General features: G+C 73.2%; 27 protein-coding genes. 17 read left to right on the top strand and 10 right to left on the bottom strand.

Features of this window, described 5'->3' with window-relative positions:
* Nucleotides 1-8 precede the first annotated feature (8 nt).
* Complete coding sequence (locus AB0J72_RS43000) at nt 9-140, bottom strand: hypothetical protein (RefSeq protein WP_363410498.1); 132 nt, start codon at nt 138-140, stop codon at nt 9-11.
* A gap of 178 nt (nt 141-318) precedes the next feature.
* Between AB0J72_RS43000 and AB0J72_RS43005 the strand changes: the two genes are divergently transcribed.
* Nucleotides 319-894, top strand: coding sequence for a hypothetical protein (locus AB0J72_RS43005; RefSeq protein WP_363410501.1), 576 nt, complete (start codon nt 319-321; stop codon nt 892-894).
* Between the two features lie 56 nt (nt 895-950).
* The gene (locus AB0J72_RS43010; RefSeq protein WP_363410504.1) at nt 951-1,745 is read left to right on the top strand and encodes a hypothetical protein; all 795 of its coding nucleotides are present in this window, start codon (nt 951-953) and stop codon (nt 1,743-1,745) included.
* On the opposite strand, the gene AB0J72_RS43015 is transcribed toward AB0J72_RS43010, so the two are convergent.
* A complete protein-coding gene (locus AB0J72_RS43015) occupies nt 1,732-2,952 on the bottom strand; it encodes a M48 family metallopeptidase (protein WP_363410507.1) in 1,221 nt (406 codons plus the stop codon). The genes AB0J72_RS43010 and AB0J72_RS43015 overlap by 14 nt on opposite strands.
* Before the next feature lie 114 nt (nt 2,953-3,066).
* Between AB0J72_RS43015 and AB0J72_RS43020 the strand changes: the two genes are divergently transcribed.
* Nucleotides 3,067-3,270 (top strand): hypothetical protein, encoded by a 204-nt coding sequence (locus AB0J72_RS43020; protein WP_363410510.1) that lies wholly within the window; start codon nt 3,067-3,069, stop codon nt 3,268-3,270.
* Between the two features lie 204 nt (nt 3,271-3,474).
* On the opposite strand, the gene AB0J72_RS43025 is transcribed toward AB0J72_RS43020, so the two are convergent.
* Nucleotides 3,475-4,920 (bottom strand): MFS transporter, encoded by a 1,446-nt coding sequence (locus AB0J72_RS43025; RefSeq protein ID WP_363410513.1) that lies wholly within the window; start codon nt 4,918-4,920, stop codon nt 3,475-3,477.
* A 137-nt stretch (nt 4,921-5,057) separates the two neighbouring features.
* Between AB0J72_RS43025 and AB0J72_RS43030 the strand changes: the two genes are divergently transcribed.
* The 3 genes from AB0J72_RS43030 to AB0J72_RS43040 all read left to right on the top strand — a co-directional run bounded on the left by AB0J72_RS43030 (nt 5,058) and on the right by AB0J72_RS43040 (nt 8,871).
* A complete protein-coding gene (locus AB0J72_RS43030; protein WP_363410516.1) occupies nt 5,058-5,666 on the top strand; it encodes a DUF308 domain-containing protein in 609 nt (202 codons plus the stop codon).
* A 334-nt stretch (nt 5,667-6,000) separates the two neighbouring features.
* On the top strand, nt 6,001-7,836 hold the full coding sequence (locus AB0J72_RS43035) for a glycoside hydrolase family 15 protein (protein WP_363410649.1): 1,836 nt from the start codon (nt 6,001-6,003) through the stop codon (nt 7,834-7,836).
* 12 nt (nt 7,837-7,848) lie between these two features.
* A complete protein-coding gene (locus AB0J72_RS43040) occupies nt 7,849-8,871 on the top strand; it encodes a TIGR00341 family protein (RefSeq protein WP_363410519.1) in 1,023 nt (340 codons plus the stop codon).
* A gap of 86 nt (nt 8,872-8,957) precedes the next feature.
* Here the strand turns inward: AB0J72_RS43040 and nhaA are convergent, their stop codons facing one another.
* Nucleotides 8,958-10,271, bottom strand: coding sequence for a Na+/H+ antiporter NhaA (gene nhaA, locus AB0J72_RS43045; protein ID WP_363410522.1), 1,314 nt, complete (start codon nt 10,269-10,271; stop codon nt 8,958-8,960).
* 499 nt (nt 10,272-10,770) lie between these two features.
* Between nhaA and AB0J72_RS43050 the strand changes: the two genes are divergently transcribed.
* The 3 genes from AB0J72_RS43050 to AB0J72_RS43060 are packed head-to-tail and all read left to right on the top strand — an operon-like array spanning nt 10,771 to nt 13,556.
* The gene (locus AB0J72_RS43050) at nt 10,771-11,709 is read left to right on the top strand and encodes an ABC transporter ATP-binding protein (RefSeq protein WP_363410525.1); all 939 of its coding nucleotides are present in this window, start codon (nt 10,771-10,773) and stop codon (nt 11,707-11,709) included.
* A complete protein-coding gene (locus AB0J72_RS43055; RefSeq protein WP_363410528.1) occupies nt 11,687-12,475 on the top strand; it encodes an ABC transporter permease subunit in 789 nt (262 codons plus the stop codon). Before AB0J72_RS43050 ends, AB0J72_RS43055 begins: the two co-directional genes overlap by 23 nt.
* The gene (locus AB0J72_RS43060; protein ID WP_363410531.1) at nt 12,468-13,556 is read left to right on the top strand and encodes a helix-turn-helix domain-containing protein; all 1,089 of its coding nucleotides are present in this window, start codon (nt 12,468-12,470) and stop codon (nt 13,554-13,556) included. Before AB0J72_RS43055 ends, AB0J72_RS43060 begins: the two co-directional genes overlap by 8 nt.
* Before the next feature lie 78 nt (nt 13,557-13,634).
* Here the strand turns inward: AB0J72_RS43060 and AB0J72_RS43065 are convergent, their stop codons facing one another.
* Nucleotides 13,635-14,279 carry an HAD-IB family phosphatase gene (locus AB0J72_RS43065; RefSeq protein ID WP_363410534.1) on the bottom strand — a complete coding sequence of 215 codons (645 nt, stop codon included), beginning with the start codon at nt 14,277-14,279 and terminating at the stop codon, nt 13,635-13,637.
* A gap of 87 nt (nt 14,280-14,366) precedes the next feature.
* On the opposite strand from AB0J72_RS43065, the gene AB0J72_RS43070 reads away from it, so the two are divergent.
* A complete protein-coding gene (locus AB0J72_RS43070; protein ID WP_363410537.1) occupies nt 14,367-15,113 on the top strand; it encodes an SDR family oxidoreductase in 747 nt (248 codons plus the stop codon).
* A 3-nt stretch (nt 15,114-15,116) separates the two neighbouring features.
* Here AB0J72_RS43070 and AB0J72_RS43075 read toward each other — a convergent pair whose 3' ends face one another.
* Nucleotides 15,117-16,505, bottom strand: coding sequence for an FAD-dependent oxidoreductase (locus AB0J72_RS43075; protein WP_363410540.1), 1,389 nt, complete (start codon nt 16,503-16,505; stop codon nt 15,117-15,119).
* Between the two features lie 81 nt (nt 16,506-16,586).
* Here AB0J72_RS43075 and AB0J72_RS43080 point away from each other — a divergent pair, with 81 nt between their 5' ends.
* The 3 genes from AB0J72_RS43080 to AB0J72_RS43090 are packed head-to-tail and all read left to right on the top strand — an operon-like array spanning nt 16,587 to nt 19,139.
* Nucleotides 16,587-17,420, top strand: coding sequence for a hypothetical protein (locus tag AB0J72_RS43080; RefSeq protein ID WP_363410543.1), 834 nt, complete (start codon nt 16,587-16,589; stop codon nt 17,418-17,420).
* Between the two features lie 48 nt (nt 17,421-17,468).
* Complete coding sequence (locus tag AB0J72_RS43085; protein WP_363410546.1) at nt 17,469-18,119, top strand: HEAT repeat domain-containing protein; 651 nt, start codon at nt 17,469-17,471, stop codon at nt 18,117-18,119.
* Nucleotides 18,120-18,125: 6 nt separating this feature from the next.
* A complete protein-coding gene (locus tag AB0J72_RS43090; protein ID WP_363410549.1) occupies nt 18,126-19,139 on the top strand; it encodes a HEAT repeat domain-containing protein in 1,014 nt (337 codons plus the stop codon).
* Here AB0J72_RS43090 and AB0J72_RS43095 read toward each other — a convergent pair.
* Entirely contained in the window at nt 19,133-19,426 is a 294-nt protein-coding gene (locus tag AB0J72_RS43095) for a TrmO family methyltransferase (protein WP_363410552.1), read from the bottom strand. The two genes, AB0J72_RS43090 and AB0J72_RS43095, sit on opposite strands and share 7 nt — an antisense overlap.
* 48 nt (nt 19,427-19,474) lie before the next feature.
* Entirely contained in the window at nt 19,475-20,665 is a 1,191-nt protein-coding gene (locus AB0J72_RS43100) for an MFS transporter (protein ID WP_363410555.1), read from the bottom strand.
* A gap of 59 nt (nt 20,666-20,724) precedes the next feature.
* On the opposite strand from AB0J72_RS43100, the gene AB0J72_RS43105 reads away from it, so the two are divergent.
* The 3 genes from AB0J72_RS43105 to AB0J72_RS43115 all read left to right on the top strand — a co-directional run bounded on the left by AB0J72_RS43105 (nt 20,725) and on the right by AB0J72_RS43115 (nt 22,409).
* The gene (locus AB0J72_RS43105; RefSeq protein WP_363410558.1) at nt 20,725-21,711 is read left to right on the top strand and encodes a helix-turn-helix domain-containing protein; all 987 of its coding nucleotides are present in this window, start codon (nt 20,725-20,727) and stop codon (nt 21,709-21,711) included.
* Nucleotides 21,712-21,737: 26 nt separating this feature from the next.
* Complete coding sequence (locus AB0J72_RS43110; protein ID WP_363410561.1) at nt 21,738-22,130, top strand: hypothetical protein; 393 nt, start codon at nt 21,738-21,740, stop codon at nt 22,128-22,130.
* 99 nt (nt 22,131-22,229) lie between these two features.
* Nucleotides 22,230-22,409, top strand: a complete 180-nt coding sequence (locus AB0J72_RS43115) for an antitoxin (protein ID WP_363410564.1) — start codon at nt 22,230-22,232, stop codon at nt 22,407-22,409.
* A gap of 262 nt (nt 22,410-22,671) precedes the next feature.
* On the opposite strand, the gene AB0J72_RS43120 is transcribed toward AB0J72_RS43115, so the two are convergent.
* Entirely contained in the window at nt 22,672-23,922 is a 1,251-nt protein-coding gene (locus AB0J72_RS43120; RefSeq protein WP_363410567.1) for an MFS transporter, read from the bottom strand.
* A 59-nt stretch (nt 23,923-23,981) separates the two neighbouring features.
* Here AB0J72_RS43120 and AB0J72_RS43125 point away from each other — a divergent pair, with 59 nt between their 5' ends.
* Nucleotides 23,982-25,049, top strand: coding sequence for a LacI family DNA-binding transcriptional regulator (locus tag AB0J72_RS43125; RefSeq protein ID WP_363410570.1), 1,068 nt, complete (start codon nt 23,982-23,984; stop codon nt 25,047-25,049).
* Nucleotides 25,050-25,211: 162 nt separating this feature from the next.
* Here AB0J72_RS43125 and AB0J72_RS43130 read toward each other — a convergent pair whose 3' ends face one another.
* Nucleotides 25,212-26,657, bottom strand: a complete 1,446-nt coding sequence (locus AB0J72_RS43130) for a hypothetical protein (RefSeq protein WP_363410572.1) — start codon at nt 26,655-26,657, stop codon at nt 25,212-25,214.
* Nucleotides 26,658-26,668 lie beyond the last annotated feature (11 nt).

Here is a 26,668-nt window from a genome sequence, read left to right on the forward strand (position 1 = left end):
TCTCCCCGTCACCCGGTGACGAGGTGGGCGAGCCCGAACGCCGGCAGCGTGTCGGTGTCCTCCAGCACCCGCTCGTCCAGTGGCGTCACGTCCCCGGGCTGGTCGACGCGCTGGTACACCGCCGCCGGCCTGATCTCCATGCGTCCCTCCGGTCACGTCCCCCCGGCTTCCCGAGCGCGACCTATGCCCCCGACCGCCACCCACAAACCGACGACACCGCGCTTCGCCCCCCGCCCCACCACGTTGTGCCTGGCTGGTCGGTGCGAAGGCGTCCTTTTGCCGGATGGCGTCGGAGTGTTCCGTCCGTACGCTTGCCGTATGCCGCGCCCTGAGCAGATCCCGCCGCCCGCTGAGGACGCTGTGACGTTTCGCCCCGGGTTCTGGCGCACGTTCGGTGCCGGCCTGGCGATCTCTATGGCGGCATGGGTGGGGTTCTCGCTCATCATGCTGGCCGTGACACTCTCTCCGCCGCCCACCCGGAACCTGTTGATGTTGGGCGGCAACGCCGTTGTCTCGAGTTGTGCCTACGCCGCAGGGTTCGCCACCTTCCGGTGGCGGTGGTGCCGGGACTGGGTGCGCATCTCCAGCGCGGGCCTGGAGCTGGCCTCCCGCGGCTCGTCCCCGATGATCGTGCGCTGGCCGGCGGTGGAGTCGGTGCGCTTCACCCGCCGCTGGGGCACGCCGCTGCTGGAAGTGACACCGACCGGGCCGCACGGCGTCGCGGTGCTCACCGCCGGCGCGTCGATGCCCCCGATCCGTGTCCGCGACGGCCGCGACACGTTCGAAGTCGAGATCTGGCTCACCCGCCCCGGCCGCGCCGCGCTGCGCTCAGCCCTGGCGGATCACCTGCCGTCCGAGCATCCTGTACTGGCCGCGACCGGCCCGACCCGGTAGGTCCGATTGCCGCCGCCGCGCTTCCCAGCCGCCACCGCGCCCCCTACGCTGCCCGGATGATCTCCGCGATCCTCGCCGGCGTCGCGCGTCACCCTCGCTGGGTGCTCGGCGGCGCGGTAGCCCTTGCCGGCGTGCTCGTGGGCGTGCACCTGCTGTCGGCACCGGACAGCGACCTCAGGTACGCCATACCGGTGTTGCCGCCCCTGCTCGGCCTCGCGGCACTCGTCCTGGCGAGCGTCGCGCTGACCCGGCGGCGACCGGCGGCGTTCACCGTCGATGCCGGCGCGGGCGTGTTCCGTACCCCGCCACCTGCGAACCACGTCCTGCAAGCCGCCGGCTCGGCCTTCATGGCCACGACCATGATCATGGCCGCGGCCAACTCCCGCACGATGCAACGCGACTGGCCGTCCCCGGACCCGGCAGTGCGGTTCACGGACGACGTGATGGTCGTCCTGGCCTGCCTGCTCGTCGTGTTGATCGTCCCGCAGATCGCCGCGGTGTGGCGGGGCATCGGTGTGGAGCTGGGACCAGACGGCCTGAAGGACCGCAGCGCGCTCGGCACGCTCACCGTTCCGTGGGACGCCCTGACGACGGCCTCGCTGCCGCCCACCACACCATCGGCGCTGTCGCTGCGGCTCACGTACGCCAGGCCCGACCTGGTCCGCGCCGCCGGCCTGCCCCTGACCCGGCGCCGGATCAGCACCGACACCGTCAACGCGCTGTTCCTGGCCCACGCTGTGCACTACTACCTCGTGCACCCCCAGCGTCGCCAGGGCATCGGCACATCGGCCGGATACGCCGAGCTGATGACCGCGCTGTACGGCCACCGCACTGATCTCAGCCGTTCCTGAGGTCCCGCACCAGCCGGCGGTACATCGGCCGCAGCTCGACGTCCGTCGCCGCGGACTCTTCAGGGTCGGCCGCCAGCGTCGCCGGTGTCTCGGTGAGCATCTCGAAACGCCGGCCGAGCGGGGGCGTGACGGCGAAGGGGGATGCGGTGCGGGCCACGTCGGCGTCGCACAGCTCGGGCATCGACGGCGCGTGCTTCGCAACGAGGACGGCGGCGAGGGCGGGCCAGCCGGCGACGACCACCTCGGGTTCGTCGCGCCGGACCGCACCGGAGCGGTCACCGGCCCGGGCGTCGCGGCGCAGCACCGTCACCATCGGCTCCACGAGCAGCCGCGTGGCGAGGACCGACCGGACCTGCGGCGTGCCCGCCACCGCGGCCGCCCGGGTGTCGGCGGCCAGGACCGCCCGAAACGCCTCGGGTTGCAGCAGCGTCAGGTAGCCGAGCCGTACCAGGCCGAACACGCCGTGCAGGAGCGCCACGAACGGCCGTACCAGGTCGCCGGCGAGGTTCGTGTACGACTGCGCGTGCTGCTGGCCGATCCGCGTCGGGTTCGCCGCCATCATCTTGGTGACGTCTTCTTCGCGGCCGGCGTGCAGCAGCTTGTCCGCGCCGGGTTCGAAGATGGCGACCATCGTCGCAAGGGTGCGTTCGACGGTGCCGGTGAGCGCGGCGCGGCTCGGGTCGCCGCCGCCGAACCGGGCCAGCTCCAGAGCCACCAGCGCGGTGCGCTGCGCGGGGTCGAGCACCGCCCAGAGCGGTGCGCCGATGCGCAGGTACCGGCGCCGCAGAAGGCCGGCGTGGCCCGAGTTGGCGGCGAACCGGTCGTCCAGCACCACGAGGTGGGGCCGGGGCACGCCCAGCGCGGCGGCGACCCGGTCGACCAGCGCGTGCAGCGCGGGCGTGTCGGCGCGGCGGGCGGTGACGACGTCGCGCGGCAGGGTGGCCGGCCGGGGCAGGGTCAGCACGCCGAAGAGGACCAGCACGGCGCCGGGGAGAAGCGCGACGCTGGGGAATCGCACCGTGCACAGCCATGCACCGCACACCAGCGTCGCGAAGGCACCCGCCTGCACGACGGCGGCGACGGCCGCGGTGGCGGCCCGGCGCAGGCGACTCGGTGCCGGTTCGGTGCGGACCAGCCGGCGGGCCCGCCGGTGCAGCCGCACGTCGAGCCATCGCCATCCGACGATGCCGTCCGCACTGTCCGTCATGAGTGAATTATGTGCCGTCGCCGTCAGAAGCGCCGCCCCGCGCGCCACGTCTGCTGCCAAACGCGGAACCGTCGGCCATGATGAGGAATGGCCAGGCGCCAGTCGGGAAATATCGTGGACCGGCATCCGACGATCGTGGTGTTGCCGCTCCTGCTCATGACGGCAATCTGGGTGAGCATTGATGCCCAGAGGCTGACCGCGGCGATGTCGGAGCGCGGTCGGTCGATGGTCACAGCGACGGTCGCGGGCGCGGCGCTCGGGGTCGTGAGCGTTGCCTTCCTCTTCTGGTGGGGCCGCAGGCAGCACCGGCTTCGATGACGGGAACACGTGCCGGAAGCCGCCGTCGGCGAGGATCTCGGTCGCGATGACCGTGGCGACGCCGAGGTGTTCGGCGAAGTGCGTGACGTGCGGGGCGAAGCCCAGCGACACGATCGCCTTGGCCGCGCCCGCGCCGATGTCGGCGCGCCGGCCGCAGGTCCCTGCTCCGCCACGCGGAGCCGCGCCGGGAGCAGCGGCCGCTGCCTAGGCGTTCGGGGCTGGAGTGCGTGGGAGCAGGACGGCCAGGATCAGGCCGGCGACCGCGAGGATGACGAGGACTGCGAGTGATGCGGCGTAGGGGTGGCGGCCGGGGTGGGCGGCGGAGACGATCACGGACCCGGCGAGTGCGGTGCCGAGGGATGAGCCGAGGTTGGACACGGCGCGGGACAGGCCGGAGATGTCGCCCTGGTCGCGGTCGGGGAATGTGGACTGGACCAGGTTGACCGAGGCGGTGAGCATGGTGCCCAGGCCTACGCCGGCGAGGAGCAGGCCAGGTACGGTGCGCCAGATGCCGGTGCCGCCGGCGACCAGCGCGAGCAGCGTGACCATGCCGGTCACGGTGAGGATGAAGCCGGCGAGGATCAGGGTGCGTTGGCTGCGATGGCGGGCGAAGCGTTCGGCGGCGGCGGAGGAGGCCAGGATTCCGGCCGTGGCCGGGGTGAGGGCGAGACCGGTCATGATGGCGCTGTAGCCGAGGGCGTTCTGCAGGTAGACGGCGGTGACGAAGAACGTGCCCTGCATGATCAGCCACTGCACCGCCTGCGTGCCCAGACCGAGGTTGGCGGCCCGGTTGCCGAACATGCGCAGGTGCAGCAGGGGTTCGCGGCCGGCGCGCTCGGTGCGGCGTAGGTGCAGCACGAAGGCGGCGAGGGCGACGACGCCGAGGGCGAGCGACGGCCAGACCGGGGAGACGCCGCCCTGCGCGATGAGGACGTGGCCGGCGACGGCGAAGTCCGTGCGGGCGGCGCCCCAGCCGTACCTGGTGGACAGCAGCACGCCCAGCACGACGAACAGCAGCCCGATGGCGGACAGCGCCGCGCCGGTCACGTCGAAGTGCGGGGCCGGGCCGGGGCGGGCGGGATCGGGCAGGCGGCGGATGAGTACGACGATCCACGCGATGACGATGACCTGCAGCAGGAACGACGCACGCCAGCTGACGAGGCTGGTGATGAGGCCGCCGATGAGCGGGCCGGTGGCGGCGCCGAGCGCGCCGGCGCCGCTGACGATGCCGAAGTACTTCGCCCGGATGGCCACGTCCGGGGACGCGACGGTGATCAGGATGTAGATCGGCGGGATCATCAGGGCGGAGCCGATGCCCTCCAGCAGCGCGTTGCCGAGGAGCATGACACCGAGGCCGGGGGCGATCGCGGCGAGCAGGGCGCCGGTGCCGTACAGCAGCAGCCCGGCGACCAGGCAGCGCTTGCGGCCCCACACGTCGGTGAGCTTGCTGCCCGGGATCATCAGGGCGGCCATGGTGAGCGTGAAGAGGGTGATGGTCGTCTGCACGCCGAAGACGGTCGTGTGCAGGTCGTGGGCCATCGGTGTGATGGCGACGTTCATCGCGGTGCCGGCATAGCTGCAGATGAACTGGGCCAGCGCGAGGGGCAGGATCATCGTCCGCGCGGCGTCCGCGGGCTGGCGGGTCGGCACCTGTCGATCGTCGGGTGTGCCGGGGGCCTGTCGCGCCATCCGCGCGGGACGATCCGGATCATGCCGGGCGGGTGAGCCCGCGCGCTGGTGGTCGCCGAACGGTGGAAGCCGAGGCATGCCGGTTCCAAGGGGGGACGATGGCGACCACGCACTGGTACCAACGCGGTGCCCGGAAAGACCGGTCTTCGGTGTTCGCCGAGGACTATCTGCAGGTGCTGATGCTCGGCGTCGTCACGGCGCTGTTCGGCCTGGCGGTGCTCGTGTGGCCCGGGCAGACGCTGCGTCTGCTCGGCGTCGTGGCCGGGATCTGGCTCATCGCGCTCGGCGTGACGCGGGGGGTGACGGCGTTGCGGTCGGACACCAGCTTCTCGCGCCGGATGCTGGCCGGTGTCATGGCGGTGGTGCTGCTGGTGGCCGGGATCACCTGTGTGAGCAACGCGAGCGGCGGGGTGGTCGTGCTGGCGACGCTGGTCGGCCTGGCCTGGCTGTTGAGCGGCTTCGCGGTGCTGCTTGTCGCGATGCCGGCGAAGGAGTCGACGCGGGGGTGGCTGAGTGCGCTCGGCATCGTCTCGGTGCTGGTCGGCGTCGCGTTCATGCTGTGGCCCGGGCCGTCGCTGACCATGTTGGTGCTGGTCAGCGGCATCGGCGCGGTGCTGATCGGTGTCGGTGAGGTCGCCCTCGCACTGCGGCTACGGACGGTCGAGTCCGGCCTGTCGCCGGATGCGCGGGCTCAGCCGCGGTCATGAAACCGCCGACGGGGTCTCTGGCGGTGAGCTGGGCCCGCGCCGAATCCACCGTCCCGGGTGTGGTTCCGTCCGTCCCGGCGGCGGTTCGGGTGGCCGGGGTGGGGTCAGGTGAGGGCGCCGGTCATGGCGACGACGATGGGCCCGAGCAGCGGCAGCACGATGTTGGACAGGGCGTAGACGACGGTGTAGCTCATCAGCGGGGTGGTGCAGAGCCGCTCAACCACGGAACTCACCTCGCCTCATCGCCACGGCTCCTCCGCCGAGGGCGAGGCGAGCGTCTTCGGCGTCGATGAGGCTGGACCGTACGCACGTGGCGACGGCAGGGGGGTTTGTCGTGGACCGGTACCCGGACATCAGTGACCATGGGCTCATCGGCGACCTGCAGACTGCCGCGCTGGTCAGCGGCGACGGGTCGGTGGACTGGATGTGCTGCCCGCGGTTCGACTCACCGAGCGTGTTCGCCGCGCTGCTGGACGCCGAGCGAGGCGGGTACTTCCGGATCGCACCTGACACCGACGACTACGTGAGCCGCCAGCTTTACCTGCCGGACACCGGGATGCTGATCACGCGGTTCATGACCCCCGACGGTGTCGGCGAGGTCACCGACTTCATGCCCATCGCCGGGGTGGTGGCCACCGACCGGCACCGCCTGGTGCGGATGATGCGGACGGTGCGCGGCACCATGCGTTTCACCATCGACATCAGGCCCAGGTTCGACTACGGCCGCATGCCGCACAAACTCGAGCTGTCCAGCGACGGCGCGGTCTTCGCCGCCAACGGCCTGGAGCTGACCGTGCACCCGGTCGGCGTCGCGGAACGCGACCGTGACCTTCAGCGCGACGGCGACGATCTGCACATCGCCCGAACCCTGCAGGAAGGGCAGATCGCCGGTGTGGTGCTCGAGTCCCAGGGCGGTCGTCCGACCCGGCTGCCGGTCGCCGAGCTCGAGCGGCTCGGCGCCGACACCGCCCGGTACTGGCGCGACTGGGTCAACGCCTCCACCTACCGCGGGCGTTGGCGGGAGACGGTCGCCCGGTCCGCGATCACACTCAAACTGCTGACCTACGCACCGACCGGCGCACCGGTCGCCGCGCCGACCGCCGGGCTGCCCGAGCTCACCGGCGGCGAACGCAACTGGGACTACCGCTACACGTGGATCCGCGACGGGTCGTTCTCGGTGCGCGCGCTGCTCGGCCTCGGCTACGTCGAGGAGGCGGCATCGTTCCGGCGTTGGCTGCGTGACCGTACCGTCGAGAGCTCGGGCACCTCGTCCGGCCCGCTGAAGATCATGTACCGGGTCGACGGGTCGTCGGACCTGACCGAGGAGACACTCGATCACTTCGAAGGCTGGCGGGGCTCCCGGCCGGTCCGCATCGGCAACGACGCCGCCGACCAGCTGCAGCTCGACGTCTACGGTGAGGCGCTCGACGCGCTGCATCGGGCCGACAGCCAGGGTCACGGGATGGCGTACGAGGGCTGGATGAGCATCGCCCGGATCATCGACTGGCTCTGCGAGCACTGGGACCAGCCCGACGAGGGTATCTGGGAGACCCGCGGCGGCCGTAAGGACTTCACGTATGGCCGCTTCCAGTGCTGGGTGGCGTTCGACCGGGCGATCAGGCTCGCCGTCGGCCGGGGCCGACCGGGAGACATCGCACGCTGGACGACCGAACGCGACAACGTCTATCGCCAGATCATGAGCCAGGGCTGGAACCCGCGGACCGCCAGCTTCACCCAACACTACGGCTCGGACGTGCTCGACGCGTCGCTCCTGCTCATGCCACAGCTGGGTTTCATCGCCCCCACCGACCCGAGGTGGCTGTCCACGCTGGACGCCATGGACCGGGAACTGGTCTCCGACAGCCTCGTCTACCGGTACAACCCCGCCGCGTCGCCGGACGGCCTGCTCGGCCACGAAGGCACCTTCTCGCTGTGCACCTTCTGGTACGTCGACGCGCTCACCGACGCCGGCCGGCTCACCGAGGCACGGCTGGTGCTCGACAAGATGCTCACCTACGCCAACCCGCTCGGCCTGTACGCCGAGGAGATCGGCCTCACCGGCGAGCAACTCGGCAACTTCCCGCAGGCGTTCAGTCACCTGTCGCTGATCAACACCGCGGTCCGCCTCAACCACCGACTCGACCACGGTGTCCACGCCACCGTCGCATGACCGGCGCCGGCAATGAGCCCCGCCGGGGCGCAGGAGCCGGAGGTGCGCGGCGGCTGGTGGTCGCGGCTGTTGCCGGCCTCGCAGCGCAAAACGGTCGGCGAGCTGGCCGACCAGGTCGACCTCGGCAGCGGGGACCGGGCTTCGAAACGGTCGGCGTTCTGGTCGATGCTGGTCCTCTCGGCGGTGATCGCCGGCGCCGGAGTGCTGGCCGACTCGACCGCGACCGTCATCGGCGCAATGATCATCGCGCCGCTGGCCAGGCCGATCATGGGCATGGCCCTGGGCATTGCGACGGCCGACCGGCGCCTGCTGCTGCGCTCGGCCGGTGTCGTCGCGCTCGGTCTCCTCGTCGTCGTCGGTGTCGGTGTGATCGCCTCACTCGCGGTACCGGGCGGCGTGAACCTGCTCGCCAACACGCAGGTGTCCGGGCGCACGTCGCCACGGCTCGCCGACCTGGTCGCCGCGATCGCCACCGGACTGGCCGGGGCGGTAGGGCTCTCCCGGCGCGACGTCGGCGACGTGCTGCCGGGTGTCGCCATCGCCATCTCGCTGGTGCCACCCCTCGCGGTGGCCGGGATCTGCCTCGGCCAGGGTGAGCTCGCGCTCGCTGCCGGCGCATCGGTGCTGTTCGCGTCGAATGTGCTGGCCCTGGTCCTGGCCGGCACGGCGGTGTTCGCCGGCTACAGCGACGCCTGGCAAGCCGCCCGGGTCACCCGGGCCTACGCGACCATGGCGCTGCTCATGGTGCTGGTGCTCGTCCCCCTCGGTGCCAACACAGCGGCCAACCTCCTGGTCAATGCATGGACGAACCGGATCACCGCTGCCGCCACCGACTGGGTCGCGGCCGTCCCCGGCGCCGAAGTCCGCACGGTCACCATCGCCGCGCACACCGCGACGATCGACGTCCTCGCGCCGCAGCAGCTCCCACCGGTCGGCAACCTGCTCAACGCGCTCCACGATCAAGTGCCCGCGGGAATCCGGATCGTCGTCAATCTGGCCGACGGCCAGCGCATCGACGCGGGCTCCGTCCGCTGAGCAGCCGACGGGACGGCTGCACCCTCGGGACGCAGTGCGCTGCCGACCCGGTATGAGACAGGCAGCGCGATCGGGAGCCGCGAGTGTCAGGTCGCCAGGTCTTCCTGCTGGTAAACATCAGGGATGCCGTCGGCGTCGAGATCGAGTTCCTCGATCTTGCGCAGGCGCCGGTAGTGGGCGTTGCGGATGCGCAGCACGACCGCGGCGAGGGTCGCGGCGGCCAGCGACCCGAGCAGGATGCCGATCTTGGCGTCGGCGTCGCGTTGCGTGCCGACACCGAACGCGAGTTCGCCGATCAGCAGCGACACCGTGAATCCCATCCCGGCGAGGATCGACAGTCCGAAGACGTCCCACCAGCTCAGCTCGGCCGCGAGCCGGGCGCGGGTGAACCGTTGTACCACCCAGGTCGTGCCGAGCACGCCGACCGTCTTGCCCAGCACCAACGCGGCGATCACGCCGAGGGTGACCGAGTTGGCCAGGCGGGCGCCGATCGGGCCGTGGCCGACGACGGTGACCCCGGCGGCGAAGAACGCGAACACCGGCACGGCGACGCCGGCGGACACGGGCCGCCAGCGCCGCTCGAACTGTTGCGCCAATTCGCAGCCGGTACCGTCGGCGCGGCGCCGCACCGGGACGGCGAAGCCGAGCAGGACCCCGGCGATGGTGGCGTGGACGCCGGAGGCGTGCATGAGCATCCAGGTGGCGCCGGCGAGGGGCAGCAGCACCCACCACGCGCGGACCTGCCGGTGGGTGAGCCACGCGAACAACCCGAGCGGGACCAGCATCAGCACCGCCGGGACGATCCGCAGGTCGTCGGTGTAGAAGAGGCCGATGACCGTGATGCCGAGCAGGTCGTCGACGACCGCGAGGGTCAGCAGGAACGTCCGCAGCGCCGCCGGCAGGTGGGTGCTGATGACACCGAGAACGGCGAGCGCGAACGCGACGTCGGTCGCGGTCGGCACCGCCCACCCGGCGAGCGCCCCCGGCACGCGGGCGTTGACCACCACGAAGATCAGCGCGGGGCCGATCATGCCGCCGACCGCGGCGAGGACCGGCAGCATCGCCCGCCGCGGGTCGCGCAGGTCCCCGGCGACGAACTCCCGTTTGAGCTCCAGCCCGGCCACGAAGAAGAACACGGCGAGCAGCCCGTCGGCCGACCACTGCGCCAGGGACAGGTCCAGGTGCAGCGAGTGCGGGCCGACCGTGACCGCGCTCAGCGTGTGGTAGGCGCCGCGCCACGGCGAGTTCGCCCAGGCCAGTGCCACGACCGCCGCGACCAGCAGCAGCGCGCCGCCGACCGTCTCGGTGCGCAGGATGTCGCCGATCCGGCTGACCTCGCCCCAGCTGCCACGGCCGAGCAGTAGCAGTCGCGGTCGGCGGCGGTCCGGTGCGGGGTGCATGCGGCTCCTGAGGGAAGGGTCGGCAAAACCATCGCCGACCAGACTTCCCGGCACACCTGACGCAAGGGTACGCGAGCGTCCGGTACGGCGAGGTCGCCGTCCCACGAACGGCAAGATCCTTCCCGGGCCGGCCGGGACGGAGTACGTTGCCGTGCGGAGCGCCGGGAAGTCTGGTCGGCAACGTCATCATCGTGCCCACCTCTTCATCCAGCTGCTGGTCCTGGCCGGGCTCCTGCAGAGTGTCTGGCCCATCGTCGGCGACGGCCCCACACCTCGTTGAGCCGCGGCCCTACCCAGGTGCTGCCAAAGCATCAGCACAAGGCGCAACGCGGCCCGCCGGCGCGCAAGCCCAGACCGCTCGCTCCCGGGTCCACGGCATCGAACGAAATCATGACGTCCCTTACCGGACCGGTGTTGCCGGGTTCCGGAAACACCGGTGGTCGATTGTCCGCCGGATCCCGACCTGGAAGTGCGGGGCGGCGACGGCGACGATGTCGGTATGACGAGCGACATCGCCGTGCACACCGAGGGCTTGACGAAGTTCTACGGTGCGCGTCGCGGCATCGAGGGCCTCGACCTGGAGGTCCGGGCCGGGGAGGTGATGGGGTTCCTCGGCCCGAACGGGGCGGGCAAGACCACCACCATCCGGCTGCTACTGGACTTCCTGCGCCCGACTCGCGGCCGGGCAGTCGTGCTCGGGCTCGACCCGCGCCGCGACAAGGCGGTCCTGCACCGCCGGATCGGGTACCTGCCCGGCGAGCTGGCGTTTCCGGGCCGGGGCCGGGCCGACGAACTGCTGCGGTTCTTCGCCGACGCGCGCGGCGGGGTCGCCTGGTCCCACGTGACCGAGCTGGCCGACCGTCTCGAACTGGACCTGTCCCGCCCGGTGCACACGTTGAGCAAGGGCAACAAGCAGAAGGTCGGCCTCGTCCAGGCGTTCATGCACCAGCCGGCGCTGCTGATCCTCGACGAGCCGACCAGCGGCCTGGACCCGCTGGTGCAGCACGAGTTCCTCGGCATGGTCCGCGACGCACGGGCGGCCGGCCAGACGGTGTTCATGTCCTCGCACGTGCTGGCCGAGGTGCAGCAGAGCGCGGACCGGGTGGCGATCGTGCGTGACGGCCGGCTCGCCGCGGTGGAGCGGGTCGAGTCTCTCGGCCGACGCGCCGTACGCACCGTCGAGATCCACTTCGACGACCCGGTCGACGCCGCGGAGTTCACCGTGCTGCCGGGCGTCAGCGACGTCGTCGTGTCCGGTCCGGTGCTGAGGTGCACCGTCGACGGCCGGCTTGATCCGCTGGTCAAGGCGGCGGCCCGGCATTCGGTCGTCGACCTGCTGTCGGCGGAGCCGGACCTGGAGGAGACCTTCCTGTCGTTCTACTACCACTCGGAGCCTCACGGTGAAGGAGCAGGCGATGCTGCCCGCGCTGGTGCGTAAGACGTGGCGGGACGACCGCCGGGCGATGCTCGGCTGGGCCGTCGGCGTCGCGGTGTTCACCGCCGTCTACACCGGGTTCTACCGCAGCTTCCAGGGCGCGGCCGAGCTCAAGCAGCAGGCCCTGCCGAAGGGGATGCTGGACTTCCTCGGCATCGCCGACATGCTCTCCCCAGCCGGTTACCTGCAGGCGACCGTATTCAGCCTCATCGGGCCGCTGCTGCTGCTCATGTGCGCGGTGACCTTGACGGCCCGCACGATCGCCCGGCCGGAGGAGGACGGCGGGATGGAGCTGCTGCTGGCGAACCCGCTGTCGCGGCGTTCGTTTGCACGGCAGCGGCTGGCCGCCGCCGGCGTGGCCGTCCTCTCGGTCGCGGCGATCCCGTGGGCGGTGCTGATGGCGCTCGTCCCCGCGATCGGCATGCACATCAGCCTGTCGAACGTGGCCGCCGCCGGCGCCGGGCTGGTCGCGCTGGTGTGGTGCTTCACCGGTGTGGCGTTCCTCGTCGGCGCCGCCACCGGCAAACGGGGCACCGTCCTGGCCGTCACCGGGGTCGCCGCCGTCGCCACGTACATGCTCAACGCGCTCGGCGGCATGCTGGGCGGCTGGCACTGGCTGCGCTGGCTGTCGCCGTTCCACTACTTCATCGGCACCGACCCGCTGCACACCGGCTGGCACCCGATCCAGTTGCTCGCGCTCGTCGTCGTCGGCACGGGTACCGCCGTCGCCGGGATCATCATGTTCGACCGCCGCGACGTCGGTGTCTGATCCGCAGCCCGGCGGCTGGCTGGCGGACGGGTGCGCCGCGATCCTGGACCTGCCCCCCGGCGTCCGCCGGCTGCGTGCTGCCACCGACCTCGGCCGTCGGGCCGCCGACGCCGGGTTACAGCCACCGGACCTGGTCAACGGGGTCCTGCACGCCGTCGCGGCGCACTGGCAGACGACCACGACCAGCCCCGCGGACACAGCAGCCGGTGTGCACGCCCGCGCAGCCGTCCTGCTGACCGACACACAGACGATCGTGACGGCGGCATTGCACGGCCACGCCCGGCAGACCCACGCCGAACTCGCCCGCCACGACCAGGCCCGCACCGCGTTCGTCAACGACCTGCTCACCGGCCGCGCCGACCCCGGACGGCTGGCCGAACGCGCCCAGCGGTACGGCATCCGCATCTCCGCCACCCACGTCGTCCTCGTCGCCCGTGCCACCAACCCCCGCAGCCGCGCCACGCTCACCGCCGACGTCGCGCACCGCGTCGACGCCGCACTCGCCCGCCGGTTCGGCGACGGCAACACCCTCACCACCCTCCGCGACACCGACCTCGTCTGCATCAGCGCCGGCGGCCTGCGCGGCATCGCCGCCGAGATCGCCCACCTGCTGATCACCGAGCTCGGCACCGACGGATGGCAGCTCGCCGTCGGCCGCGCCCATCCCGGCCTGCCGGGACTGGCGACATCACTCGACGAGGCCCGCAACACCCTCGACCACGCTGCGAAGCTCGGCTTCACCACCCCGGTACTCAATGCCGCCGACCTGCTCGTCTTCCCCGTACTGCTCCGCGACCGGGACGCGATCACCGACCTCGTCGACACCGTCCTCGGCCCGCTCACCACTGCCCGTGGCGGCGCCCGGCTCTACCTCGACACCCTCACCGTGCTGTTCGACAACCAAGGCAACTACACCGCCACCGCACGGCAGATGCACGTGTCGGTCCGCACCGTCACATACCGTCTCGACCGCATCCAGCAACTCACCGGCTACCACCCCGGCGAACCCACCCAACGCTTCACCCTGCAGGCCGCCGTCCTCGGCGCACGACTGCTCGCCTGGCCACCCACCGACACTTGAGCCTCCCCGTCACCCGACGCGGCTATGTATGGTCATCAGTGGAGCGCCGGGAAGTGGTGGGCACCTTCGCACCGATGCTCAACTCGCGCCGGCGCCGAGCCTCGGCGCGGTGTTCGTCTGGAGGCAGAGCGCGGCGATGTGGTCGATCGCGGCGCCCGGTAGGTGGGCGGTCGGGGTGAGGTCGGCGGGCAGGTCGGGGCCGACAAACACGGACATGCCGCAGGCGCGCAGCATCGGCACGTCGCCGTGGCTGTCGCCGACCGCGGCGACGTCGGCCAGGGACCAGCCGCGGGCCGCCGCGTACTGTTCGAGCAGCACCGGCTTCGACGACGGGAACACGTGCCGGAAGCCGCCGCCGGCGAGGATCTCGGTCGCGATGACCGTGCCGACGCCGAGCTGCTCGGCGAAGTGCGCGACGTGCGGGGCGAAGCCCAGCGACACGATCGCCACGTCGATCCCGGCGGCGTGCAGAGCCGCGATGCCGGCCGCGGCGCCCGGGGCGAGCGGGATGTCGGCCAGGGGAGCGGTGAGCTGCTCGGGGGTCCAGCCGCACAGCAGCGCCCAGACGGCGTCGCGGATTTTGATGATGGCGTCGTCGCCGCGGGCCCGTTCCCAGATCGCCATCTGTTCGGCGAAGCCGTGCCTGGCCGCCGTCGCCTCCAGGCACGTTGGCCCCCGGGTCAGCGTCCCGTCGAGATCGAACGCCACCAACCGCACCACCATGCGACCAGTCTGCCGTACCAAACGCCGGAGAACGCCGCGTCCGATCGCCGCCAGACGTGGGCCGCGCGGCGCGGAAGGCTGGTCCGCATGACGACGAGCACGCTTGAAGGCAAGGTGGCCCTGGTGACCGGCGGAGGGCGCGGGATCGGCGCCGCCGTGGTGCGGCGCCTCGCGGCCCAGGGCGCCGACGTGGCGTTCACGTTCCAGCACGACGAAGGGCGGGCGAAGGAGACCGCCGACGCCGTGACCGCGACCGGGCGCCGGGCCGTCGCGATCCAGGCCGACAGCGCCGACCCCGCCGCGGTCGCCGGGGCCGTCGACCGCACCGCGGCGGAGCTCGGCCGCCTCGACATCCTGGTGAACAACGCCGGCGCCTTCCTCCTCGGCCCCATCGAGGAGCTGGGCCTGGAGGCGTTCGAGGAGACGGTCGCGGTCAACGTCCGTGCGCCGTTCGTGGCCAGTCAGGCGGCGGTGCGGCACATGGCGGCCGGCGGCAGGATCATCAACATCGGTAGCAACGTGGCGGAGCGGGCCGTGTTTCCCGGGTTCAGCCTGTACGCCATGAGCAAGACCGCGCTGGTCGGCCTGACGAAGTCGCTCGGGCGTGAGCTGGGCCCGCGCGCGATCACGGTCAACCTCGTCAATCCGGGTGCCACGGACACGGACCTGAACCCGGCGGACGGTCCGAACGCGGCCACCATCAACGGTTTCACCGCGCTCGGGCACTACGCGGACCCGGCCGACGTCGCGGCGACGGTCGCGTTCCTGGCCGGCCCCGACAGCCGGTACATCACCGGCGCCACCGTCAACGTCGACGGCGGTTTCACGATCTGACAGTCAGGAGTCGAAGCCGAGGCCGAGCCGGTCCAGGGTGCGCAGCCACAGGTTGCGGCGGCCGTCATGCGCGTCGGCGCGGGCGATCGACCAGCGGGTCAGCTGGATCACCCCGGACCGGACCGGCTCCGGCGGGAACGGCACCGGCTTCGAGCGGACCATCCGCAGCCGGGTCAGCGGCGTCGGCTCGCCGGAGAGCAGGTCCAGCATCACCTGCGCGCCGAAGCGGGTCGCGCCGACGCCGAGGCCGGTGAAGCCCGCCGCGTACGCGAGCCGGCCGCCGTGCCCGGTGCCGAAGAACGCGCAGAACCGCGAGCACGTGTCGACGACACCGCCCCACGCGTGCGTGAACCGCAGCCCCTCCAGTTGCGGGAACGTCTCGAAGAAGTGGGTGGCGAGCTTGTCCGATGTGGACGGTCGCTGGTCGTACGCGGGACGGATCGCGCCGCCGTTGTGGTAGACGGCGTCGTAGCCGCCCCACAGGATGCGGTCGTCGTCGGTGCGGCGGTAGTAGTGGAACTGGTTCGCGGCGTCGGCGATGCCCTGCCGCCGGGCCCAGCCGATCGACGCCAGCTGCCCGGCGGTGAGCGGCTCGGTCATGAGCGCGTAGTCGTACACGGGGACGATGAACGGCCGGACCCGCCGCAGCGGCGACCGGAACGCGCCCGTCCCCAGCGCGACCTTCGCCGCGGTGACCGAACCGTCGGGGGTGCGCAGCCGCAGCCCCGCGCCGGCGGGGGAGATGCCGGTGACGCGGGTGCCCTCGTGGAAGCGGACCCCGAGCGCGGCGCACGCGTCGGCGAGCCCCCACGCGAGGCGCGCCGGGTCGAGCAGCGCCGTGCCGTCGCGGTCCCAGACGGCGGCCTCGTAGGTCGCGCCGCGGACCTCCGCGCGGATCGCGTCCCGGTCCAGGAACTCGACCCGCCGTCCCGACCGCTCCGACAGCCGCTGCTGCTCGAGGAGCCCCGGCACCTGCCAGGGGGCGGTGGCGACCGACAGCTCACCGGTGCGTTCGAAGCCGCAGTCGATCTTGTACCGCTGGAGCGTCGCCTCGATGCCGTCGAGGTTCTCCCGGCCCAGCGCTTCGAGGGTCTCGATCTCGTCGGGGAAGCGCTCGGCGCCGTTGGCGAGGCCGTGGGTGAGGCTGCCCGCGCAGAACCCGCCGTTGCGCCCGCTCGCGGCCCACCCGATCCGGCGGCCCTCCAGCACGACGACGTCGAGCCCCGGGTCGCGCTCCTTCGCCAGCAGCGCCGTCCACAACCCGCTGAACCCGCCGCCGACGACCGCCAGGTCCGCGTCCGCCGCCCCGCGCAGCGGCGGGTGCGGTGGCCTCTGTGGCCGGTCCAGCCAGAACGGCGTGCCGGCGGCGTCGCGCAGCGCGGGGTGACCCATCGCCGAACTGTACCGGCGCTTCACCCGACGCCGGTGGTGTTCGAGCGCGTGGGTCGCCGGGCGCGTCGATACACTGGCGTCGTGGCCGCGGACGACCTGCTGTTCGTCGTGCTCGACGGTGCCGGCGGCTGTCTCGTGGCGCTCGACGAGCCGAGCTTCGCCGAGCCGGTGTCCCGCACCGGCCGCGACGGCATCATCCACCTCATCCCGGCCCGCGCCGGCGCCCGTCCGGGGCCGCCCCGCCGCACCTCGCTGCGGCTGGCGACGGGCACCGCCGCCGGCGCGTCCGCCGCCGCGACCGTGCTGCTCACGCCGCTGGCCGGCGCCGCACTCGGCGCGGCCGCGCTGGCCCTGGGCACCGCCGGCGGGCGGGTGAGCTGGGAGGACCGGCGGGTGGCCCTGCACCGGCCCGCGGACACCGCCGTGTTCGCCGAGGCGTTCAGCGCCGTGCAGGCGACCCTGCTGGTGTGGCCGCGCCTGCGTGACCTGGTCTCCGTGCCCGCCCCGAGCGAGCCGCTCGCCGGGTCGCTGTGGACCCTCGCCGGTCTCCTGCACGACCGCGCCGCCGCCGGCCGGCGGCTCATCGACCTGGCCCGCGCCGCGGCCGGCCTGCCCGCCGGCCCCGCGTCGGCGGCGCTGCACGCGTCGCTCGCCGACCGGCGCGCCCGCCTCGGCGAGACCCTGACCGGCCTCGACGCCGAGATCGGCCGCCGGGTGCGGGCCCTGGAGTCCCTCGCCGGGGAGTGCGTCGACCTGGTCCGCGACGAGCGGGCCGTCCGCGCCGCCGTCGACGCCGTCCGGCGGGCCGACGGCCTGCTCGACCGGCTGCACCCGGCCCGCGACCCGGGCGTCGAGTTCGCGGAGCTGACCAGCTCGATCATCGGCGCGTACCGGGACCTGACGCACCTTCCTTGACCTTGACACGGTGACAAGCCGTTCACTGTGTCGCAGGAGGTGGTCGAGATGACCATGCAGGCCGTCCAGGCACTGGAGCACAGGAGTTCGTCGGTACGGCTGAAGGCGGCCCTCGCCGTCGGCACCGCCCCCGACCCGTCGCTCGTCGACACCCTGGTCACCCGGTGCGCGGTCGAGCCCGACTTCTTCGTGCGGGACATGCTCACCTGGGCGCTCACCCGCCACCCGGCGGCGGCGACGGTCCCCAGGCTGATCGGCGAGCTGCGGTCGGAGCGGGCGCAGGCGCGCAGCCAGGCGCTGCACACGCTGTCGAAGATCGGCGACCGGCAGGCGTGGCCGGCGATCACCCGCGAGCTGCTCACCGACGCCGACGACACGGTGGCGCGCACCGCGTGGCGGACGGCGGTCGCCCTCGTCCCGTCCGGCGCCGAGGGTGAGCTGGCCGGCGTGCTGGTGACCCAGCTCGGGCGCGGCGACCGCGAGACGCAGCTGAGCCTCAGCCGGTCGCTGGTCGCGCTCGGTGAGATGATCGAGCCGGCCCTGCGCGCCGCGGCGTCGAGCCCGCTGCCGCTCGTACGGCAGCACGCCGCCGCCACGGATCGGCTGCTGCGCGACCCGGACGCCGGCTTCGTGCTCGCGGTCGAGGAGGCGAAGCGCGTCAGGGCCCTCGGCCCGGCCGCCACTGCCCAGGAGGAGTGACTCGCTTTGCTGATCGGTGACGTGGCCCGGCGGTCCGGCGTGAGCGCCCGCATGCTCAGGCACTACGAGTCGCTCGGCCTGGTGCGGCCGACCGGCCGGACCGTCGGCGGCTACCGCGAGTACTCCGACGACGACATCCGCCGGATCTTCCACATCGAGAGCCTGCGGACCCTGGGCCTGTCGCTGCGTGAGGTCGGCCGCGCCCTGGACGACCCCGGCTTCACCCCGTCGGACCTCGTCACCGACCTGATCCGGCAGACCACGGACCGCATCGCGGCCGAGACCGACCTGCTCACCCGGCTGCGCCGGATCGACGCCGCGGAGCCCGCCGCCTGGGACGACGTCCTGCAGATCGTCGCCCTCCTGCAGGCGCTGGGCTCCGACAGCGCCGGCCGCCGCCAGCGCGCCGCCCTGACCTCGGCCGCGGACGCCCCGACGGACGCACTCGTCGAGGCCGCCCTGAGCGAGTCGGACCCGAACGTCGCCGGCGCCCTGCGCTGGGCCCTCGCCCAGTCCGGCGACGGCGGCCTCACCCTGCTCGCCGAGGGCCTCACCGCCCCGGACCCCGCCGTGCGGGACCGCGCCGTGCAGTCCATCGCCGAGATCCCGGACGCCGCGGCGACCACCCTGCTCCGGTCCGCCCTCACCGACGCCGACGTCACCGTCCGCCGGCACGCGGCCCTCGCGCTCGGCCCCCGCGGCGCCGCCGACGCGGTCCCGACCCTCATCGACATGGTGGTCGACGGCGCGAACGACGTCGACGCCGCCGACGCCCTGACCACCCTCGCGGCCGACCCCGACCTGGCCGAGCGGATCGCGACCGGCCTGACCGCCCGCATCACCCCCGGCGCGGACGCGGCACCGGTCCGCCGGCGGCTGGCCCAGGCCCTGGCGGACATCCCGGGCGGCACCGCCTCGGACGCTCTCGGGGTTCTCGCCGGAGACGAGGATCGTGGCGTCGCCCTCACCGCGGCGTACGTCCTCCAGCTCCGCGCCGGACGGGCGACGGGGGCTCAGTAGTAGCTGTGCATGATCTCCGTCGACCACGCGGGCTGGCGGACCTCGCCGCGTGGTCCGAACTCGGTCATGTACGGCTTGATGTCGAGCACGGGGGTGCCCGCGACCGCGTCCAGGCCGCTGACGTGCAGGTCGAGCCCGACCACCCGGTGCAGGCGGCACCGTGACCCGTCCAGCCGGATCACGGCGTCGACGCCGTCCCACGCGTCGTCGAAGACGTCCGCCCGGCCGCCGAGCACGTGCGCGACCGGCTGCACGGTCACCGCATCCGCCTGGTTCTCGTCCTGCACTGGCAGTTCCCCCGTTCCGTAGGCGAGCATCCTCGCAGGTGCCGCGGGTCAGCCCACCGCCACGGGCTCGGGACGCTGGGCCGCTTCGGCGGGCCTGGTCAGGCGGCCGGTGACGAACAGGCCGGTGGAGACCAGCAGCGAGCCGACGGCGAGGATGCCCATCGCGGTCGCCGGTTGGGTGTGCTGGGCGATGAGGCCGCCGAGGGTGGCGCCGACCGCCTGCATGGCGAGCAGCCCGGAGCCGAACAGGCCGAGGGCCTGGCCGTGCAGCGACTCGGGGGTGGTGGCGAGGAGGCGGTCCTGCAGCAGGAGCGTCGCGCCGTACCCGACGGAGGCGACACCGGCGATCGCCACCGCGACCGGCAGCGGCGGGTCGAGGAAGAACAGCAGGTACGGGGCGGCCAGCAGCCAGCGCAGCGGGCCGCTGAGCCGGTACCGCAGCCGCGGCGGCACGAACCGGCCCGCGATCGCGTCGCCGGCGAGCATGCCGATCGCGGCGGCGACGAACAGGATGCTGGCCGCGGCGGGGGAGTACGGCACGAACAGTGCCTCGCAGCCGACGATGAGGCCGTTCGGCACCCACATGGCGATGTAGGTCGCGGGCCGCCACACCTTCCGGTTGCCGTGCCAGGTCGCCCGCACCGACGGCCGGTCCGTCGCCCGCGGCGGCCGCGCGGTCAGGCCCAACCGGGCGATGAGCGCCGACACCGCCTGCAGGGCCGCGCCGGCGACCAGCGCGCCGCGCGGGGACACGGCCGCGACGAGCGCGCCGCCGGCGGCGAAACCGAGGATCTGCATCGCGCCGATCGACATATTCAGCAGCGAGCGGCCCAGGATGTAGCCGTCGGCCGGGAGGATCTCGGCGAGCAGCCCGTACCGGACGCCGCCGCCGACCGACGCGGCGAGGCCCTGCGCGAGCACGACCGCGAACACGGCGGCGATCGGCAGGCCCGGCACGGCCAGGACGGCGGTCGTGACCGCGGCGAATACGGCGAGGCCGGTGAGCGCGGCCCGCGGCGGCACCCGGTCCGCCCATGACAGCAGCGTCGCCGCGCCGATCAGCTGCGCGAACGACGCCCCGAACATGCTCAGCGCCGACAGCAGCGGCGAGTCGGTGGCCGCGAAGACGAGGGTGCCGAGCCCGATGCCCGCCACGGTCCCCGCCGCGACCTGCCCGGACAGGGTCGCGAACAGGGCGGGGAACTCGGGCGTGCGGAACAGTTGCCGGTACGTGCGCATGATCGGCATCGTGCTGCGCCGGCACCGCCGCACGGTACAGTTTCGGGTGGAGGCGAAACGTGGGGTTCTGGCAGATCGGCACGGACGTGCTCGCCGGCAGCCGGTTCGTCGTGTCGCCGCTCGCCGAGACGGTCGCGTGCCTGTCCGCGCTCGGCGGCCAGCACGCGGTGTCGGCGCCGCAGCGGGAGTGGCTCGCCGCGCACCGGCCGGCGTTCGACGCCCGCTACGCCGGCGACCCGTTCGTGCGGCCGTTCCTGCGCGCCGCGATCCGCCCCGGCTGGATCGCCGACTTCCTGGTCACGCCGCCGCAGACGCCCGGCGAGACGTTCCAGACCGAGCTCGCCCGGCTGCGCGCCACCCCTCCCGCGCTCGCGCAGGAGCACCTCGGCCTCGGCGAGGCCGTGCCGGACGTGCTGCGCGCCGGTGACATCGCCGACCGCGCCGCCGACCTCGTCGAGTTCGTGTGGTCGCAGCTGGTACTGCCGGGCTGGCCCCGCCTGCGCCGCGTCTTCGAGGCGGACATCGTGTCCCGCACCGACCGGCTCAGCACCGGCGGGTGGGCCGCCGTCCTGGACGGGATGCGGCCCGGCATGCGCTGGCTCGGCGACGGGCGCCTGCAGATCAACACGTACGACTACGCGCCGCTCGACGTCACCGACGCCGCGCTGCTGTTCATCCCCACGACCGCCGCCCGCGGCTGGGTCGGCTGGGACGAGGCGGCCACCTCGTACTCCGTCATCTACCCCTGCACCGGCTGGCTCGCCGACACCGGCGCGACACCCACCGACGCGCTCGCCCGGCTCCTCGGCCCGCTGCGTGCCACCGTACTGACGCTGCTGGCCGCACCGCTGAGCACCACCCAGCTGGTCGCCCTGACCGGCACCACCCTCGGCTCCGTCGGCGGCCACCTCCGGGTCCTCCTCGACGCCGGCCTCGTCACCAGACGCCGCTCGGGCCGCTCCGTCCTCTACTACCGCACCCCCGCCGGCGCCGCCCTCCTCGACGCCGCGAAAGCCCCGGGCGGACGCTCGCACGCGTCCGGATGATGGTGCCGTGACATGGCCTGGACGACGTGGAGGCGTTCTCCGCGGCGCTCGGCGGCTGGCACTCGATGTACGGCTGGGAGTTCCTCGACCGCCCGGCACGGACCGCCGACTGGCCCGGCGAGCCGAGCCTCACTGTCGACCTGCGCCCGGGCCCGGCGCCGCACACGCTGTTCTGGTTCACCGAAGGCTGGAAGGCCGGCGAGGGCACCGGCTACTGCATCGAGGGCACCGTCGAGTTCGCCGGCCTCGAGGTGACCCGCGCCGACGGCACGCCCGTGCCCGTCGAGGAGTTCATCGCCGACGCGCGCCACTACTGGGACGTGCTGTTCGGCCGGCGCGGCGCGCCCCCGCAGCCGCAGGTGGTCCCGGCCGCCGCCCCCTCCTGGCGCCAACCCGTCCCCTTCGAAGACGAGGACTGAGCGCGCCGGCTTCCGCCGTAAAAACGTGGCCGCGGATGCATCCCCCCAGCAGGTGGCGGGTAGGGGCCACTCCGGAACCCGTATCACGAGGAGGACGAGATGGGACTCATCGACAAGGCCAAGGACCTCGTCGGCAAGCACGACGACAAGGTCGACGAGGGCATCGAGAAGGCCGGCGAGCAGGCCGACAAGCGCACCGGCGGCAAGTACACCGAACAGATCGACAAGGGCGTCGACGCCGCGCAGCAGCGCACCGGTCAGGGCGACACCCGGCGGTGAGCCGGGCACCCTGATCGCGGGGGCGGGCGCGGGAGTCACCGCGGCCGCCCGGCGCACGCCGCTGGACGAGCCGGGCAGCCCGGTCGGGATCCGGGTCCGGTGAGGTGCGTGGCACCGGTGCCGGCAGACACCGGTGCCACGCGCGCGTCATGCCGTCCGGGGTCCTGGCTCCGGGTGGCCCGCCGGAGGGGGACGGCGGTGACGGATCTCAGTGAACGCCACAGGACTTGCGAGCCGATTGCGCCAGGCTGTCGGCGATCCGTCACGGCGCGAAGGTCCGGCCTGCTGCCAGGGTGAAGACCAAAGCCAGCACGGCCACGCCGAGCAGCGCGCCGCGCAGGTCGCCGCTCTCGGCCAGCAGACCTACGTAGGCCGGGCCGAGCAGGAAGCCCAGGTAGGCGGTGGCGGCGACGGTGGAGGTGGCCCGGCCGTGCTGAGCGGGGTCGGTGCCTCGCAGGCTGCGGCTGAGCAAGGTGGGGAACAACGTCGCGGTGCCCAGGGCGGCCAGCACCAGCCCGACCAGGGCAATGGCGACCGACGGGGCGGTGGCCAGTGCCGCGCTGCCCGCGGCAGCCAACGCGCCTCCACCGAGCAACATCGCGGTGGGGTGGCTGCGTGACAGCGGCGCCAGGCTCAGGCGCGCCAGCGCGGCGGTGGCGGCGAAAGTCGCCGGGGCCGCGGCCGCCAGCTGGGGTGAGGCGTTGAAGACGTCGGTGAGCATCACCGCTCCCCAGCTCTGATGGGCGTTCTCGATGGCGTAGGCCAAGGCAGCCACCAGTCCCACGACGAACAGGGGTGAGGTCGGGCTGATCCGGCGCAGCAGGCCCGTGAGCCTGCGTGCGCCACGGGGCGCGGCCGCGCCGGAGTCGGCCGGTGCCCCGCGCTCCTGACGGGTACCGGCATCGCCCTGGTGCGCCGGAATCTGCAGCGACGTGCTGGTCAGCTGGGCAGCCGCGGCCAGAGCGCACATCACCGCCGCGACCATGGCGAAGGCCACCAGCAGTGACAACCCCGCACCCAGCAGCGCTCCGGTGGACAGGCTGGCGATGACCACGCCCACGGAGAACAGCCCGTGGGATCGGGTGAGCAGAGGCTTGGCGGTGGCGTGCTCTGCGCGGCCGGCCAGGGTATTGATGGCCACGTCCGCGGCACCGGAGGCGGCGCCGACCACGAGCATTCCGATGATCAGCAGCACCACCCCGTCGGCGCCGGCGGTGATGAGGAGGCCAGCACCGGCCAGCGCCGCCAGCAGCCATGACGCCACGCGGAGCCCGTAGCGGTCCACCGCGCGTCCGGTGAAGGCCATCGCCGGTAGCGCCCCAAGGCCGATGAAGAGCAAGGCGGTGCCCAGCTGACCCTCGCTGACCCCGGCCTGGGTGCGCAGTGTGGGAAGGGCGGCTCCCCAGGCGCCCCAGAAGATTCCGAACGCGGCGAACGCCGCGTAGGGCGCGTAGGCGGCACGGGCACCGACGGCAGGTGGACGGGTCGCGGAGGCGACCGTGTCTTGACTCATGCGTCGTAACGTTACACAAGCACTCGTCGTAACGATACACAGCAAGATACGATGTCGTTGTGCCCACACCTGCGCGACGACGTCCCACCGTCAAAGACGTCGCGAAACAGGCGGGGGTCGCGCCAATGACGGTCTCCTACGCCTTCAACCACCCCGCGCGGGTCGCCGAGGTCACCCGGACCCGGGTGCTGGAGGCCGCGGCCCGGCTGGGCTACCGCCCCGACAGCACCGCCCGGGCCCTGCGCTCAGGGCGCGCCAAACAGCTGGGGGTGGTGGTCGGGGAGCACCTGTCCTACCTCTTCGACAACCCGCAGGCGGCGCAGTTCCTGGCCGGGATCACCGACGTCTGCGTCAGCGAGGACCTGGGAGTGGTGCTGATTCCCACCCGGGGGGATGCCTCCGACGTCGACCGGGTGCTGGCAGCGGCGGTGGACGGCTACGTGCTGTGGACCACCGTCGCCGATGACCCGGTGCTGGCCGCCGTCGCGAGCAGCGGGCGACCCGCTGCTATCCAAGGCGGTCCCGCCCACCCGGGGATGGTGTGCATCGGGCCCGATGACCGCGCGGCGGCGGCAGCGGTCGCGGCGGCCACGCCGCTGGCCGAAGCGACCCCCGTCATCATCAGCTTCCCCCTGGACCGGCGCCGCGCCAGCGGCGTCCTGCGCGGCCGCGACCTGCCCCCCGACCTGGTGGACCTGCAGGCGGTCCCCTTTCCCGTCACCGGGGCTCGTCTGGCCGGCTACCGCGATGCACTGACCGAGGCCGGTCAAGACTGGGGCGACGTGCGGATCGCCGTGGTGGAGCGCAATCAGCGCGAACTGGGTGAGGACGCCGCCGCAGCGCTGCTCGAGACGCTGGAGGGCGCTGGCCCCGTGGTGGTGCTGGCGATGAGCGATGAACTGGCGCTGGGGGCCCGCTCAACGGTGGGCCGCACACAGCGGGAGGTGACACTCACCGGGTGGGACGGCTCGCGAGAGGCCACCACCTCAGGAGTGTGGTCGGTGGCGGCCTCGTTGCGCGAGCAGGGCCGTTCGTGTGCACGAGCGGCCCTGTCGGGCGAGCTCGATCGACACCAGGTGCCATGGACCGTGGTCGCGCCCGACGGACGGCCAGTCGCCGACCGGTAAGTGCCGTGAAGGTGTCTCGCAAGCGGACCGGCGTGCATCGGCGGCCTTCAGGGCACCTGTCGATAGTGGCAATCGGCATCACGGTCATGCCGCCGTCCGCGCGGGGCGGTGGCCGCCTTGCCCCAACGCCGACCCTGCCAGTTCCTTGACTCAAGACATGCGTCAGAAGTCGAACGCCTCGAACGCCTCGAACGCCTCGTCCGCCGGGACTCCGGCCCGCCCGGCCAGCGCCGCGACGGCGTCGCCGACCTGCTCGCGCCGGAGTGTGTCCAGGGTGAGCAGCGACGCGTGGATGGTGTTGAAGCGGTCCACCATGGCGAGCAGGATCTGCCGCGGGTCTGCGTCGTTCGCCGCGATCGCCCGTGCCGCGTCGGCGTATGCCTTGCACGCGACGGTGGCGGCGCGCGGGTGGTCGTCGGCCCAGTCGCGGAACGGGTTGTCGAGGTTCGCCGCGAGCCACGTGTCGGACCTGGCCCCGCGCAGCGCCAGCCGCACGCCGCCGCGACGGTGCCGCCGCCGCAGCCCGGCCGCTGCCGAGGCGCGCAGCCCGTCGACGGTGAGCACCCGCAGGCCGGGCAGGTCCGGCAGCGTGTCGGCGTGCAGCCCGTACGCGCCGGAGAGCCCGACGACGGTGAGCCCATCGAGCCCGGCCAGACCGGCGGCAGCATGGAGCTCTCCTGGCGGTCGCTGCCACCGTACGCGCAGCGACCGCAGTCCGGGCAGCGCTTCGCGAAGTCCCGCCACCGACACCGTGCCCGCGCCCCGGAGGTCCGCCACCGGCACCTGGTCGAGACCGCTCGGCAGCACCGTGCCGACGCCGGCACCGTCGACCGCGAGCCAGCACCGGCCCGGCGCGACGATCCTGCCGGGCAGGCCCGCGCCGTCGAGCGTGAGGCGCTGCAGCGCGGCCGGAAGCCGCACCAGCGAGACCGCCGGGCCGGACACCCGCAGATCGGCCAGTGCGGTGCCGCTCAGGTCCACTGTGGACGGCGCGTCCGTCCACACGAGCGTGTCTATGCACGGCCTGGCGGCCAGCGCCGCGGCGAGCCCGCGGTCGGCGCCGGACCAGGTCAGCTCGGTGCAGCTGGGGAAGCCGTCCAGCGCCCGCCAGTCGACCGCGCCGGTGTGCGGCACGGCGCCGGGGGCGGTGAGGTCCAGTCGGCGGGCGTTCGTGCTGACCTGCAGCAGGCCGGCGCCGAAGTCGCCGAGCACGTCGGAGCGGCCCGACAGGTACACCGCCCGCGCCGCCGCCGGCACGAGCGCGTCCCACCGCCGCTGCGCCGCGGCGGCAAGCTGCAGAGTGGTCCAATCCGCGTAGGTCGCCGGCGGGTCGCGGAGTTCGGCGGGGACCGGGAGGTGGCCGAGCCACTCGAGCTCGGGTGGGATCGGGTGGGCGGTGGCGTGGAGGTGCATGAGGAGGCCGCCCTGTCCGTGGTGGGTCGGCTCCAGGGGGCGGGCGGTGCGGAGGTCGTCGAGGGTGGGCGGGGCGGGCGACCACCAGGCCAGGGCGGCCACCGCGGAGCCGGACGTCACCTGGCACGCGCCGTAGCCGCCGCCGGGCAGGGGCATGGCCGCGACGCTGCCCGCGTCGCGTTCGGGCTCGTACATTCCGGCGATCC

Source organism: Dactylosporangium sp. NPDC049742 (assembly GCF_040674675.1).
GTDB classification, from domain to species: domain Bacteria; phylum Actinomycetota; class Actinomycetes; order Mycobacteriales; family Micromonosporaceae; genus Dactylosporangium; species Dactylosporangium maewongense.